This is a genomic window from Mesorhizobium sp. M0768 (genome assembly GCF_040320195.1).
In the GTDB taxonomy this organism is placed as follows: Bacteria; Pseudomonadota; Alphaproteobacteria; order Rhizobiales; family Rhizobiaceae; genus Mesorhizobium.
This window is the reverse complement of sequence record NZ_JAMYPD010000020.1, coordinates 71,505-86,031: the sequence shown is the minus strand read 5'-3', so window position 1 is coordinate 86,031 and position 14,527 is coordinate 71,505. Positions and strand designations below refer to the sequence as shown.

The following is a 14,527-nucleotide window of genomic DNA, read 5'->3' as shown; positions in this document are numbered from 1 at the left end:
TACCTACCTTAGAGGCGATCGACTTCGAGCTTCTGAGCCAGGAGATCCGCTGCCGAACATTCAGCCGGGCGGGTCTTCACTGTCTTGAGCGCCACATATCGTGCGAACTCGACGAGCTTCATGCGCGTCGGCCAGTAATCCGGTCCGTACTCAGTCCGCAGAAATGACACGCCATACTTTGGATCTTCCTTCTGCATGGTCTTGTAGATCGCGAACAGGACGCGGCGCAGCGGCGACGTCGGGAAACCCCTGCCTTCAAGGAGACGCGCCTTCATCTCATCGGCACCTGCGAGCGATGCGGCATTCGCCTTGGTCGACCCCATCAGCGCCGTATGGTCGGCGACCGCGAAGGTCTTGGCGAAATCTTGATAGTCGGCGAACCTCGTTGTTCCCTTGAATTCCATGTCGAGCATGCGGACGTAGAAACGCGAAACTGGATCTAGCTCGCGCCACAGGCCGGTCTGGAAGCCCTCAGGCACGAGCTTGTTATTGGCAACGGACGCCGCATATTCAATCAACTCGCGGATGACAGTCTTCTCGCCCTTGTTGAGCTTACGGTAGACGTCTGCACCGACCTGAACGCGGTCGATTGTCTCGTAGCCGGTTATGACGCGAAGCGCCGCCGCGTACGCCGCAAGCTGTAGATCACCGTCCGTATAGAGGCGCTCAGTGGTCCAGTCCTCGTCCAGGTCGTTGAGTACCTTTAATTGCCGGTCTACCTCGGCCTCGATCTCACCCTCTATATCCATCCGTTTGGCATTCTTCGCCACCAGTCTCTTGCGAAGGACGAGCAGGATCGTGCCCTGAACATAGTTGCCCTGCTTGAGCGCGCTCTCCGTTTCGGTCACGATATTCCAGGCAGCCGTCACGCTGAGACCAGCCGACCACATGATTGCCGCAAGGTCAGCCCAGACGCCCGCATCCTGGTGGGTGAACATGACCACCTGAATTCCGTTGTCCGGCATGTGGGTGGCAATTGCCTTGTAGGCATCGACCATGTCGGCGCGAAACTTTTCATCGGAGCCTTTGATGGCGTTCGAACGTTGGCTATCCCACGTCCAGTGATCGAATGGCGGTGGCGCGTTCTTGTGCAGCCACGCGATGAAAAACTCGGTAATCTCGTGATAGTTGACTGCGTCGGCGTAGGGCGGGTCGGTGACAAACATGTCTGCACCGGCATCCATTCCAGCAGCAGGCACTGTTGTGATGTTAACGCTGCTATCGATTGGAAATCTGGGGGTCTTAATCCGAAAAATTTCGTTTAAGTCGTTTAAGCCTCTCTGCGCGTAATTATAAAACGTATTCAACGCTTGGTTACTAAATACCATAGCAGGGAAGTCTCCATTTGGAGCAACTCCTGGCTTTCCACGACTCCCAACTGACCATCGCGTCAACTTGGACGAAAAATTTAAGACCGCGCAAGCAGATATAGCGGTATGAGGACTCAATGTCTGTTGAAATAAGGACAAATACAGAATATGCCGCGCTGAAAATATATTGGACCAATATGTCCATCCTCGGGTACGAATAGGCTCGTCAGTCTTGTCACCCTCTTCGATCGGCCCGTCCGGGACAAACCCTTTCTCTTGCCAGCGGGAGAGGTTCTCCCGAACTATCGATTCGACTTGGTGTTCGCGGGCGAGATCCTTTTCCGTCACAGAGGCGAAGAACGTCTCTTGGCGGCCTTTGCCAATCGACTCTTTTGTGATCCACTGGATGCCGTAGAGACGCTCCTGGAAGATGTCACCCGGTCGTGGTACGAAGTCGCTCTTCTCCCAGCGTCGCAGCCGATTCTTGTTGACCCCATTCTCACGATAATCTCCGCGGATGACGGATACCGCGACGCCGTCCTTCCCAGGATTCATCGGATGAACAAGGCGGCCGTCTCGGACGGTGCCCTGTGCGGCGACTTTCATCGCGCTTTCATCGACGCCGCTCTCTATTACGATGTCGTAGCGCTTGAGGTCGTGATCAGGAACAAGACGTGCGACTACGCAACGTGTCTTCGAGATCACCCAGGACGGCGCCATAGGAACCGTCCAGCCTGTTTTCGGACAGCGTGTCTCCAGGCAATAAAGATAGGCCTTGGCGCGATTGCCGTGGGCATCGTGCTCAACCCCGAGGCGCGTGATCTCGGCTTCAACGGCCTGCGCAACGCGCTTCTGCTCGGCCTCGATCTCGGCACGCTTCTCTTTGCTGGCGCCGATGAAATTGAAGGCTCCCCAGGTTAGCATGCAGGCGATCGGGTTTAGATCGGAGGCGTAGACGTCGCAGCCCATACGCGCTGCCTCGAACGGAATCGAGCCGCCACCGCAGAAAGTATCAGCGACCTTGGGCCGATGGCCAAACCGCATGATGCCAAGTTGCTCGATCAGCTCTTGGAATGATTGCGCCGACGTTTTGAGATGCGCGTTCACCTCGTCCCAGATGCCGCCAAGAAGTTCGTCCTCGTTACATTCCTCAGGCCGGAAGCAAAATGCGAGCCGATCGTCATAGGGGAGCGTCTCTAGCCAATCGGCAATCAACCGGTGCCGGTTCTCCTTGGGCAGGGTCTTCCGCCAGACCGGCCGTTCGCCAGGCTCGACGAGCTTCAGATAGCCTGACCAATCCAAATCGATGTCCTTTGGTGAGATCGACTTGATGCGCCGGGCGAACGCACTGTCGTCCATGCCCATAAGCATCAGGAAAATACGGAGGTCCTTCACTGGATCATTAGTCGCGGGCAATAGGCATCCGAGCACGGTGGCCCGAACGAGAATGAGTGGCTTGCGCCCCTTCCAATATGATCCAAGCGCCGTCAATGTCTGGCCTGCGCCGGCTTTCCGTTCTTTGTAAGCTTCAGCGGAAATGCGCCCAACCGGCATCTCACGCTCGATGAAAGAGGGTGCATCGGCCAGGGACAACGGCGCTACTATCGGAGGGATTAACGTCATCTGGTTCATCTGGCCACGGATCAAGCAAAGGTAGGCGTGGTGCCGTTACTTGCGATGGCCTTCAGCACGGCGGACTCGAGTTTCGTGCGCTCCGAATTCCGCTCGGATTGGAAATCGTCGTTCCTCCGGGGCGGCAACTGACCGCGCCCCATCATTGACCCGAGCGAGAAAACATCTTGCTTCGTTCCGAAGCATAGTGCTTTCGCCAGCGCACCGCGCCATCCCAGGCCGGTCTGATGCGCATAGCCAGTCGAGGCGGCGGTCATGGTGTAGAGCCACCAACGCTCTTCGGGCTTGAACCCAATCCAGTTCCGAATGGCAACCTCGCATTGCTCAATCGAAATATCGTCCCCCTCGACAGCCCAGACAAGCACCAGAAGCTCCTTGCCGAGAAGGCGCTGTACGGCGTTGTTGCCGAGCGACCACGATCCAGCTTTCTTGCGTTCTGACTTCAGGCGGCGGTTGAATTCGAGGCGGATCTCGCCGGAGATAGCATCCCACTTTGCCTTTACGAGATTGGCTCGGTGAATGGCCTCGGGCCCCCAGCTTTCTTCTGTCTCCTTCGGACGACGACCGAAGACCTCGAAGACGTGCACATCATCCTTCAGACCGCGCGGAACCTGCACGAGATAGCAGTGCTCGAGGTAATGATCGGCGCAATCGAACCCAGACATAACGCGCATTCCCTTGTTGGTTTCGATCAATCGATGTTGTCCTGCGTCCACTTGAGGCTCTCGAAATCGAGCTTCATTGTGTCCGCATAAATCCGGAAATCCTTTCCGGTCGTGAACTTCGTCGCGTTGAACGCTCCATTAGCGCGAGTGGCCTCGAATCCGGCTTCACGCGCAATGGTGCTCATGATGGTCTCGACAGCGGTCGGAGGTAGCGCGACATGATCGCCAAAGACAGTGTCCACGAAGAGGTCGCCCTCCTCGGTCCCGATCTCAAGCTTTCCGCCCTTAATGGTTGCGCCTTGGGCAATCTTGAGCGTTTCGAGGGCGTCGGTCAGCGTGGTAATCGATACGAACTCCTGACGCTCCAGGAGCAGAACGGGCAGATCGTCCCGTAGAATCCGCTTCTCCGACTTCTTGCCGCCGACAAGGTTTATTTCGACTTCATCGGAGATGCGTTCGTCGACGGTCGCGATCAGGCGGGCAGTAACTGAACCTTCCGGCGCGACGATTAGCCCCTTGGCAGACGGCATCGCCCTTGGATCACTTCCGTCGAAGGTGACGCGCACTTGCGCCGAACGCGGCAGCACGGCCCAGGTAATCTCGACGCCCGCGTAGGTGGATTGCGCTGACGGGGAAAGTCGTACCGGCGCTAGCCACTCGAGGACCGGACCCGATACCGCTTCACTCTTCGAATCGACCGCCAGGAACCACGCCTTGGAGGCACTCGTCTCCCAGAGCCGGCCCTGGACTCTCGCAGACGTATTTGGATCGGGGGCGCCGTGCTCGGAGGCATAGACGACGTCCGCATCCTCTGGCGTCACGGTCAATCGGTAGACCCCCTTATCGACCATCGGCTCGATGGCGCCGTCGAGCCTGACCTGCACGGACGTTTGTCGGGTGAATTTCTTCTCAATGAGGTTGTTACGCTCGCGCCAATGTTTGGTTCGCACGCTCTCATTGATCACGTAGTCGAGGCCGCCCGAAGCAAGCCAATACCATCCGGGCTTAGCTGCCGCCTTTCGTTTCAGTTCGGCTCGCGGGACCGCGTCGGTATCGAAAAGCTCCTCTTCAGCTTCAGCCCTGATGGCCCGAATATCTTTTTCGATCTTGGCCGGAGGATAGAACTTGCCCCGCTCCTCAAGTGTCTTGAGGATCTGCTCCTCGCCCCTGTAGTCATTGTTGTCGAACTCCATGCGGAACTGGCTGTAATCGCGCAGCGCCGACCCGGTCGGGAACACGAGCGAGGAGAACGCTTCCCGCACGGCAGAAGTAAACTGGTTGGCAGCCCGCTCCCTGATTTTTTCGACGTCGCGCATTTGCGACGACTCTTTGCCATGACGTGAAAGGACGAACGCACCAACGACGGCGATCGCCCGCATCTGACGAGCGACAGAGCGCAGTGTGCTGATAGCGTTGCGGTCGGCTGCCAGTATCAGGACGCGGTTACGACGATCAAGCTCCTCCCACCACTTAACGAGTTCGGCGGGAAGCTCTGTTGCCGAGCGCTCCAGGATGATCAGGGTGACGTCCTCATCCCCAATCTTGATCTCGTCTAGCGAGGGCAGAATCGCGAGCTGCCGGTAAAGAGATTTTGTCTTCGGTTCGAAGACGTCCTCGAGCTTCCGGCGCAGTTCCTGATCGACGACCTCCTCCGCCAGGCTCGACGCAGTGTTGTTGATTTCTGATGTGACGTTCGCGGTTTGCCCGAAGAATATCCGTTGGGACGGATCGACGAAAAGATACTCCGCCTCCTGAGTGAGTTTGTCGATCGCGGAGGCGATCGCCGGAGTTTTCGTCAGGGGATCGATGAGTATCTCGACAATCTCATTGCGGCGCAGGCCCAGGATCGGCTGCTCGGCAGTCGAGAGCGACGCCATGAGGATAAGCTTGGAGACTGACGTGGCGGTGGTTGAGTCCGCTCCGGCGTCAATCTGCTCGGCTTTGGCATTGCCGCGGTCGGCGATGTCCTTGGAGACGGCGTTGGTGAAATGGGTGTTGATCTTGCGGACCTCCTCAATCACGCCCTGCGTATTGAAGTCGAGATGCTGCAGGCCAATGAGGAAGATCTGGTCGGTCGACTTCCATGCGTTTCGGACGGCAAAGCGTAGGATGCGGATCAGAGCGCGCGTCTGCTGGTACCCCGGGTTTTCCTTGAATCGCGCGACAACGTCCCGGATCGACGGATGGAACGGATAAGTCTCGCGTATGCGGGCGATGTAGCTTTCGGGGACGACCGGAATGTCGTCTACGCGTTTGGCCTTGTTTAACTCGTCAACGTAGGCTTGCGCGATCTCCTCGATCACATCGTCGTCGGGAAGCTTGTCGAATAATTTCTTACGGATGATCTGGAAGACTTCGCCCGAGTTCTGCTGAACGGGCGTGATCGCCTGGGCATATTTTCCGTACTGCTTGTTCAACGTGTTGATCAAAGTCTTGAGTTTATTCGACCCTTCCGCGAACACGTCGTCGAGCAAGTTCGTCACCACCACGCAGGCAGCGGGCAATTGGCTGAGAGCATTGAAGAGCCGCTCTAGCGCGCCGATCGTGATGTCGGCAAGTGTTGAGTTTCCGACCATCTGGCCTTCGGCCATCTGTAGATAACTTGGCAACTCGTCGAGCAGGATCAGGACGGGTTCGTCGCCAAGAGCCGCGATCCAGTCGTTGACGCCGGGGGCCTTGGCGCCGTCCTTCCAGAAACGCGACATAGCATCCGGGCGACCGAGCCGTTCGGCGATCTCGCCCCACAGAAAATTCGGCGGGTTCTGATGGCCGTTGAAGACCACGACCTTGGCCGCGCCAAACGTCGCGGTCGGCGCAATAGAAGGGATGATCCGGTGCCGCAGGCCGTCATCTTGGGCTAGCAGAGCGAATGCGATCAGGGAGTGGGTTTTGCCGCCGCCCATCGACTGCGAAAGGTAGAACGCCCCAGCGTCCGATCTCCCCGAGAGCCGGTCGAAGCCGCTTCGGATCAGTGTATTCAAGCCGTCGGTGAAATGGTTCCTGCGGAAGAACGCATCTGGATCGATCTTGCCCCTGTGCAGGTCCTCAACATTAGCGATCTGGTCAACAAGCCCATCATCCTGCACCAGGGGCGAAATTTCGCAGAGTTGTTGGACAGTCCTGATCGACATTGATCGCCCCCCAGACGAAACTACTCATCGAAACGCCGAGCTTACCCCAACGATATCCGAACCTCACGCTCCCGAAGCCACTCCCGAATCGCTTCTTCGGCGATTTCGTAGCTATGACGGTCGTCATCAACGGCCGCTTTCTTCAGCGCCTTAATAATATCCGGATCGAGGTAGACGAGTAAGGACCGCCGACCGTCGGTCCGTTGGATTGGTACTCGATCCGAAGATCGAATTGTTGCTCTTCCCGCCATTCGGATAGCCAGATAGCTAGAAACATGACGCGCGCATCTAGCAGGTTTTTTTCGGGTCCGGCAAGTGGCGGCATGGGGGTCAACGCTGGCCACTTGAAAACAAAATCTCGCTTTTGGAAGCCGCCCAGTAGCTAACTCCCAAAGCAGCACTGACGGCAGTGGCCAGTGTTACCTTTTCACGGGTAATGTCAGGCGTTTTCCTTGATGTATGCCACGGCAATAGCGGTGTAGTCGCCGAATGTCATCTCGGCTCTTACAAGTCCTTGTTGCCCTAAGATCGCGGGCAAGGCTTCTTGGAATTGGGCGAACTCGTCGGCGATCTTCATTCCGCCCGGTACAGTGGTCGACCTCGATTGAGTGCGCAACCAAGTTGCCATTTCACGCACCGCGGTCGAAACGTCGCCATTGTGCGAGTGAATATCTTGGCCGGCGAGGTCCGAAACAAACCGTTGGAATCGATATTGCTCGCGGTCAAGGATTAGAGTCTTCTTCTTTTTTTGATCGCCGTCGCCAAAGCGTCTGGCACCGAGGAAAAGCCGAGTTCGAGCGGCATATTGAACCGAGGCAGAGGAGGATTGCCGCTGGTTTCAGTTCGCGAAATATCATGGATGCCGTAGCGGCATTCCTCCACGATTGCTGAATCTTAGAGAAGCGGTTCTCTCCCGCGTCGTCAGATTCGGTCGCGCACCGCGCGCGGAATCCTGACCGGATCACAGTAAAAACTATCGCGTGGAATAGGGGTTCAAATTCGGGGTCGAAAGGCACAGTTGATGAACACATTGCGCGGATGCGCAGCCATCAATGATTCTTACTGCTCGATAAGCGGCCGTCGCTCCCCTTCACTTCCCTAATCGTGCTGCGTATCTCACTTTGCGTGAAATGCGTCGGCTTGGTGGCAGGCTTCAGGATCACAACCCCGTCACTGGTCCGCCCAACCGAATTGGCGCCCTTCGTAGTGACAAACTGGCCTGATGACGCCGAGCGCCGAGCGGTAGTTGCATGTTTCGCCATGCTCCAGATATTGCGCAAGCAACGCGCGGGCGCAAGGTCTCGCGGAAACGTCCGACCAAGAAGGGGGAAGTCTGTCCCGCTGCCAAGATGCCGGAGGTTGTAGCAATGGCAAAGAGCTTGCGCCGTAGGGGGCCGAAGCGGGGCCAGCGGAGTCTTCGCACCATTGCGGCCGAACTGGCGGCAGCCGACCACCTGAACGACCGCGGTGCTGCCTATAGCGCCAAGAGCATCGCCTCGATGCTGAACTGAAGCCCTTAACGATCCCGGCCAAAGAGCTACCGACTTCTAACCAGATCGCTTGCCCCTCCGCCCCCAAACTCCGCGTCCGTCAGACCCCCAAAATCCAGTCCAGGAGCCTCCTCACCTTGAGGGGTTATACGAGGAATCGGCTTAACATCTCGCACATCTTCGATTGGATGAACAAATATTGTGGGGATGCGATGGGAAGAGCTCACAACTGCGATGAAAGCGGCGGCAATAAACAATGGAATAAGAATGTATCTTCCCAACTCTTTGCTAAGCGCCCTACGGCAGAAGGACTTTTCACGCCAATCAACTCCTTGGAACAACCAAAGCCGGCTTACGCGCATTGCGGCGAGCCCGAAGACCCGCCACCGCGTTGGTTTTATCTTAGCCGAAGGGCTTGTGGAAGAATGAGTTACCGCCGCCCAAGGGGGCCTGGAGGAACTTGTTGACTTCCGAGTTCTTACCGCCGACGAGACCGTTGACCAGCTTGCGCAGCTCGGAGTTGTCGCCGCCGAGGATGCCATGCGAGGCGATGTCCTTGAGGCTGATGCCCGTCATGGCGCGAAAAACCTGGGTGACGACGTTGCGCTCGTCCTTGGCCGCTTCGAAGTTGCCGCCGATGATGCCGATGGGAGCGAGGACGACACGCAGCGCTTGGTTGCCGACATCCTGCTTGCAGGAGCCATCCAGCTCAGACTTGGCCTTGTCGTAACCGGCTTCGGTCTTCGAGCGGTACTGAGCCACCTCCTCCTTCGCCATCATCCGATAGGTCTCGTTGATGAGGTTCTGGAGGTCCTGGGGGTCTACAGCGGCGATCATGTCCTTGAACCAGGCATCGAACGCCTGATCCATGTCCTTGAGGCCGTACTTGGCGAGCTGAGGCGCCACCTCCGCATCGAAGATCGGGCGAGCCTGCTCCCGCTTGGCCTTCATCCAGGCGTCGCGAAATTCGGCGTCGGCGACCATCGTGGGGATGCTGCCTTCGAGGTTTTCGTACTTTGCACGGACCTGCTGACGCTGATTAGCGAAATCGCCCGCCGCCTTGATGCAGGGGTCCAGGAAGTCGAACGCACCCGCCGCGAAAGCAGGGGAAGCGCCGAGGGTGGCCAATCCCAGAGCGGAGGCCAGGAGAAGCTTCTTCATGACTGCAATTCCTTTCTGTGGGATTGTGGTGGGTGGCGGGTCCGAAGATCCGCCAACCTCCCGTTTTGGTTCTAGCCAAAGGGCTTGTGGAAGACCGAGCCCGGGCCGCCGAGGATGCCGTAGCGCTCGATGTCGCGAATGCTGATCCCGCTGATGCCACGCAGCACCTTGGCCAGCTCGCCGGACTCGCGACCTATCGCCTTGATGTTGCCGTCCATGATGCTCACCGGCATCAGGATAATCTTCATCAGCTCGCCGTTCGGGCCGAAGGGGCGATCCGCGAGGAAGAGTTCGTGAACGACGACACCGACCGCCGCGCAAGCAGCCGCCGCGGCTGGGACGGCCAAGGCCTCCTTGCAGATGACGATGGTCTCATCCGCACGGGCCGAGGCAGTCCCAGCCAGGGTCGAGTAGCCGACGGCGCTCGCGGCGATGAAGAATGCAGAGGCCGTGGTCTGCATCATCGTAGCTTTCTTCATGGAACAAGCCCTCCTCAGGGCGGAAGAAGCGGGCCTTCGAGCTGATGTTGGCGCTCGAAGCGGCGGCTCCGACGGAGCAGCTGCCGGGCACGATGCCTGCGATTAACGAGGAGGGATAACGCACCCTGAATGTGCAAGGTGAGCGTTCAAAGTGAATGCGGGTCTGCTTGCGTCGTCGTACGCGCGCGAGCAGGCGCCGGGGTGGGTTCAATTTGAATTATCCCCATCTGCTTCCCAACTCTATGCTGTGAAGTTCGATCAAACGGAGCGGGCTCTGCCCGGACCCCAAGATGCAAAGGCCCGACCATTTCGCCTTTTACGCAGCACGGTTCAGCGATCCGCGCATCCAAGCGCTTATACGCGATGCCGCTCAGGCCACTCTCGACTGGCTGCGCGCAAACAAGAGTTCCATCACTGCTCATGGCGTGGAGATTCTCAAGCCTTGGTGCGATGAACCAGGCTATGCCGCGACGCCTCCCAACAAGATGGTGGAGAAGGCGCGGCACGACACGCTGCCGTCGCAGGTGTACGAGCAGGGCATCGCCAAGAATCTGGAAATCGCCACGATGAATGGCGTTCTTGACATCGACCCCGATGAACTGCGTTGGCTTGTGTTGGCGAGAAGCGCCGAGGTCGAAGGATGGGTCCATGTGCTGACGCGCTACTCGTGGGTCAACCGTCCCATGAACCTGGAGCACTTCAGGGATACCGGCGACTATCACCCGGGGTGCCCTCAGTCCCACGCGAAGGCAAAGCTGGCTCGGCTGGCGCGGCTCGGTTTCGTGACCGTCACGAAAGGCAAAGAGTTCGACATTCGGGTTGGGCCGATCGCCAAGACGTTTTATGAGGACGTCTGGTTCCCCATCAAAGAAGAGTTCGCCAAAAAGATCGGCAAACACGACGGAGGCAAAGCATGAGCAGGAACATACTCAACTGTCTTGCGGCTCTCTCGCTGATCGGGTTGGTATGGGTTACCGCCTATCAAAGTGCGCTTTCGATTGGCAACGGGCAGGGCACGGTTGTCCAGGCAGCCCGCAGCAACGGACAGGGCACTGTTGTGAGTCCGGACCTAATTGCGATGGGTGACGGGCAGGGGGTAGTCGTCTAAACTACTCCAATCTCTGAAGATCGCCGACGCCCTTTATCGACATATTCGACATCGATCCTGCCGAGTTGTTCCGAGTATATCCGCGCAACGCCGGGACGGTTGCGCTCGACGGTGCTGTGAAACGAGACGCAACCCCAGTTGCAACGGCAGATGAAACACCCGCCTTGAAGGCTGAGATTGAAGGCCTGCGCGCCCAGCTGGCAATGATGCGGGACCACGCCGACGATCTAAAGGCCCAGCGTGACAGCTGGCAAAAACAGGCCGAGACTTCCCAGCGATTGCTTGCCGATCAGCGGCCCAGGCGCGGGCTGTTCGGCTTCCTGAAGGCGGGTTGATGAAATGATGCGACAGGAGCGAGAAGATCTAGGCAATACGTAGGCATCCGGCGAAGACCGTGGGCAAAAGTTTCTGCTCCGAAGACGCTGGACAAGGCCCATGGAGGCCTCGTGCAATTGCTCAAGAAAGAGCAACGTCGCCGTGACAAAGCGAGAAAGTGTCAGAGCATGACTGGTCTTGGACCAGCCCAAGTTCGGACACACCGCTTGGCAAACGGCGACTGAACGGATGGCTGAATCTGCCGGCGGGTACCACTCTCGAGGAAATGGTTAGCGGGGCAGCGAGACTTTGCCCCTAACCCATCGGAGGAAAGGTTCGCGGCGCTTGGGACCTCGGTTGGCTTGTGAAATTTGACCGGCGCCCTTGTAACGCAGGGCCCCTACATAAACTCATAAGCGACGACAGCGCTCCCGAGAGTCTGAGCGACTCCTTCGTTTCCGGTTCGCCGTCGTAGTGGGTCAGGCAGTAGATCAGATCATGCGCGTGCGTGCGGGTGACGGATTTCCGGATCGTCGTCAAGCAGTTCGAGAATGACCTTCGCTTTCGCGTCAGCCTTGATCTCCCAGCGCCAAGAGACGGGTCAGCCGGCGCTGTTAGTCCCGCGCTCGAAGTCGAGCTTTTTGAAGTTGTCTTCCAGCGTGTGAAAGGCGTCGTTATCGGCCAAGCATGTGGAGCTGAATGACGACGTCGACATCGCCGGTACCGGCATGGGCAGGAACGTCCGGCGGCTTCTTGTCAATCAGGTAGCGCGGGGTGAGCCCCTCGATCAGGAGGATCGAGTCGTGCCACTGGCCAAGGCCCCGTATTAGCGTGACCAGGAGGCGTTCGCAGTTGTCAGTGACTTCGTTTTTTACAGCCATCGGCAGTTATCGGTTTGCTCATGTCAAATTCCCAGAATTTCCTTTCTCAAATGCTCGGCCATGTCCCGCGAACGGCCGTCCCCGCGCAGCAGATCGAGATAGACCTGGACCGGGCTGGCGAGCCAAAGCGCATCCTTCTGTTCCTTGAATAGAAACTCGCTGTGCGACTTCGTCAATAATGTCGAGATTGGCACCTTCAGAGACGACGCGCGCCTCAATCCTCCCCGTGTCCCACCGCTGGCAAGTCGCTGAAAACAATCGTCTGGAAGCATCCCGCCCCTGGGCACCAAAACATCTAAACAATTGAATTTCATATGACATTTCTTCCCCAGCTTGCCGAGCAGCCCGAAAGGCGGGAAATATTTGTTCGAGGGCGTTCGCCTGATTCAGCCTTCGGCGCTACCATCCGAAGTGGGCACAAGCAGGTGCATCGCGTCGCCGGCGAGCCGCTTCCGATCAATGGAGCTCTTAGGCATCCTGCCGCGATAAGGGCAATCGCGTTCGTTCTCGCGATGGTGACCTTTGGTGCTCCTTGCCGGCTCATGACCTGCCGCGACGGCTGGCACTCGCAATTCGATCGGGCGGCAGGGCGCCTGCTCCTGGCACGGCGGCGTCGACCGTGGTCCGGCATCGCTGCGGAGCGTTGTCGCTGGTATCGGCGCGCGCTCAGAACGCCGAGAAACCATTCGGCGCTTAGAGTCAGCACGGGCTGGCCGACGACGGCATGGGCCGTGAGGGTGGCGAGGAGCGAGCGCTTTAACCCAATGTCGGCTACATTTGCCAACCTTTTGGAATGCTGCCACTATGGCGAGCGGAAGGATTGGGCTATTCTGTTCCGCTAACGAGGGGGAGGCGGCTCCGTGAGTACGCGCCGGCAATTCGTCTGTGGTTCCTCACTGGCCCTTGCTTCGGCCCTACCCATAGGGCGCGCGGATGCAGCCACTCCTCCGGATACTTCAGCAGTCAACTGCGATGAAAAGAAGCCTACTCTCGGCATCGACATATATAGTTACTTTCAAGACGCTAATGAAAGAGCCATTCGCAAGAATAATTTCCAACTGACCTGCCTTTATTTAACTCACTCCATCACCAAAATAGATCACGAATGGATTTCAAAGAAGGATTATCTAGCCGAGCGAGATTGGGGCTTTCTTCCAACCTACATCGGAAATCAGAGCGACAGTCCTGCAGAAGCAGATGGAACGCTGCACGGCGAAGCGGCTATAAAATTGATGAAGCAGGCACAATTCCCACCGGGTTCTGTAGTCTACTTCGACATAGAGACTCCTAAACCTGCTGGCGGAAAATACGAAGCATACCTTCGCGCTTGGATGAAAGCCGTCTTAAAGGGGGCCTACTATCCAGGCGTCTATGGCTCATACCTAATGGTTCCATGGTTAACCAAGATAACAAGCGCCATATGGACTGTTGAACTTCCTGGAAACACGCGCGCCACCCTAGAGAGCGCCGCCCTTCAATTCAACAGGAACGTAATGCGTAAAAGCGATCAGACCGGAGAACAGGCCTTATCAGACGTTGGGTCAAATAGTGAATTCTATGATTTTCTTTTCGAGCAAGGCATCCTTGCTTACAACCCAAAGCAATTTCCGCAAGGCATTATAAGACAGGGGTGCATTGCCACCCAATATCTCTGGAAGCAGAAGAACCTCCCAGGACTCCCACCCAAAATGTCTTTCGATTTTGATCGCTCGTTGGTAGCCGACCCGTCCAACGCTCCGAGTATCGCCGTCGCTTTGGGAGTTCAAGACCTGATCCGAATCTGAATGACTACAGATAGGTATCGGACCCGAGTATTTCACTACCAGACAAAAGGTGAGGGCTTTATGGCACAACTGGGCGCGTCGACCTTTGCGGACTCCCGGGCAACTCGCTCAAGCTCGGATGGAGACGTTATTCCGAAGCCATCGAGTACCTGAACACCCGTCGACACAAAGGATGCCCACTCGATCGCGTCCCGCGTCTTGAACGTGCTGCCGATCGACCAATCTGACCATGTTCAACGAGTCAGCGAGGTCGGCAATACGCTGGAAATGGCCGCGATAGGTGCGTTCCTAAGCTACATGGCTTTCGGATCATTTTGGCATGTGGGGCTTTTCGGATTCCTTAGCTTTTGGAATCAATGCAGCCGGCAATCGTGTGGTCAATCCTCAGCCAGGGGCTCTCTACAGCTGCATGGACTATCAGGGGTTCAAGATTGCGGAGCCTGGCCAGCAGGAAGTGACCGAAGTGACCAACTACGTCACCATGTACGGCTGGGAACACGGGTGGCTTAAGCGAACGCTGGACACTCTGCGCGGGTGGATGAAATGACTTGGCAAAGTTGGCAGAACTTAC

General features: G+C 57.4%; 13 protein-coding genes. 5 read left to right on the top strand and 8 right to left on the bottom strand.

Translation table 11 applies throughout. The features are described 5' to 3' along the window. Nucleotides 1–8: 8 nt before the first annotated feature. From NKI08_RS23085 to NKI08_RS23070, 4 genes are all read right to left on the bottom strand, one after another. Nucleotides 9–2,942 carry an anti-phage-associated DUF1156 domain-containing protein gene (locus NKI08_RS23085; protein WP_352772348.1) on the bottom strand — a complete coding sequence of 978 codons (2,934 nt, stop codon included), beginning with the start codon at nucleotides 2,940–2,942 and terminating at the stop codon, nucleotides 9–11. Between the two features lie 11 nt (nucleotides 2,943–2,953). Beyond that, nucleotides 2,954–3,637, bottom strand: coding sequence for a DUF3780 domain-containing protein (locus tag NKI08_RS23080; protein WP_352502700.1), 684 nt, complete (start codon nucleotides 3,635–3,637; stop codon nucleotides 2,954–2,956). Then, entirely contained in the window at nucleotides 3,634–6,738 is a 3,105-nt protein-coding gene (locus tag NKI08_RS23075) for a DUF499 family protein (protein ID WP_352502701.1), read from the bottom strand. Before NKI08_RS23075 ends, NKI08_RS23080 begins: the two co-directional genes overlap by 4 nt. Before the next feature lie 439 nt (nucleotides 6,739–7,177). Continuing rightward, nucleotides 7,178–7,315, bottom strand: a complete 138-nt coding sequence (locus NKI08_RS23070; RefSeq protein WP_352502702.1) for a hypothetical protein — start codon at nucleotides 7,313–7,315, stop codon at nucleotides 7,178–7,180. Nucleotides 7,316–8,105: 790 nt separating this feature from the next. Between NKI08_RS23070 and NKI08_RS23065 the strand changes: the two genes are divergently transcribed. Beyond that, the gene (locus tag NKI08_RS23065; protein ID WP_352502703.1) at nucleotides 8,106–8,249 is read left to right on the top strand and encodes a hypothetical protein; all 144 of its coding nucleotides are present in this window, start codon (nucleotides 8,106–8,108) and stop codon (nucleotides 8,247–8,249) included. Nucleotides 8,250–8,630: 381 nt separating this feature from the next. On the opposite strand, the gene NKI08_RS23060 is transcribed toward NKI08_RS23065, so the two are convergent. Together NKI08_RS23060 and NKI08_RS23055 are read right to left on the bottom strand one after the other, a co-directional pair. Beyond that, a complete protein-coding gene (locus tag NKI08_RS23060; protein WP_352772342.1) occupies nucleotides 8,631–9,389 on the bottom strand; it encodes a hypothetical protein in 759 nt (252 codons plus the stop codon). 71 nt (nucleotides 9,390–9,460) lie between these two features. Next, the gene (locus tag NKI08_RS23055) at nucleotides 9,461–9,850 is read right to left on the bottom strand and encodes a hypothetical protein (RefSeq protein WP_352772340.1); all 390 of its coding nucleotides are present in this window, start codon (nucleotides 9,848–9,850) and stop codon (nucleotides 9,461–9,463) included. Nucleotides 9,851–10,158: 308 nt separating this feature from the next. Here NKI08_RS23055 and NKI08_RS23050 point away from each other — a divergent pair, with 308 nt between their 5' ends. Both NKI08_RS23050 and NKI08_RS23045 read left to right on the top strand, forming a co-directional pair. After that, nucleotides 10,159–10,785, top strand: coding sequence for a hypothetical protein (locus tag NKI08_RS23050; RefSeq protein ID WP_352772337.1), 627 nt, complete (start codon nucleotides 10,159–10,161; stop codon nucleotides 10,783–10,785). A gap of 355 nt (nucleotides 10,786–11,140) precedes the next feature. After that, a complete protein-coding gene (locus NKI08_RS23045) occupies nucleotides 11,141–11,311 on the top strand; it encodes a hypothetical protein (RefSeq protein WP_352772334.1) in 171 nt (56 codons plus the stop codon). 654 nt (nucleotides 11,312–11,965) lie between these two features. Here NKI08_RS23045 and NKI08_RS23040 read toward each other — a convergent pair. Continuing rightward, nucleotides 11,966–12,172, bottom strand: a complete 207-nt coding sequence (locus NKI08_RS23040) for a hypothetical protein (RefSeq protein ID WP_352502708.1) — start codon at nucleotides 12,170–12,172, stop codon at nucleotides 11,966–11,968. 23 nt (nucleotides 12,173–12,195) lie between these two features. Beyond that, complete coding sequence (locus tag NKI08_RS23035; protein ID WP_352502709.1) at nucleotides 12,196–12,486, bottom strand: hypothetical protein; 291 nt, start codon at nucleotides 12,484–12,486, stop codon at nucleotides 12,196–12,198. 546 nt (nucleotides 12,487–13,032) lie between these two features. On the opposite strand from NKI08_RS23035, the gene NKI08_RS23030 reads away from it, so the two are divergent. Beyond that, entirely contained in the window at nucleotides 13,033–13,956 is a 924-nt protein-coding gene (locus tag NKI08_RS23030) for a glycoside hydrolase domain-containing protein (protein ID WP_352772329.1), read from the top strand. Nucleotides 13,957–14,275: 319 nt separating this feature from the next. After that, a complete protein-coding gene (locus NKI08_RS23025) occupies nucleotides 14,276–14,503 on the top strand; it encodes a hypothetical protein (protein ID WP_352502711.1) in 228 nt (75 codons plus the stop codon). The last annotated feature ends 24 nt before the right edge of the window (nucleotides 14,504–14,527 follow it).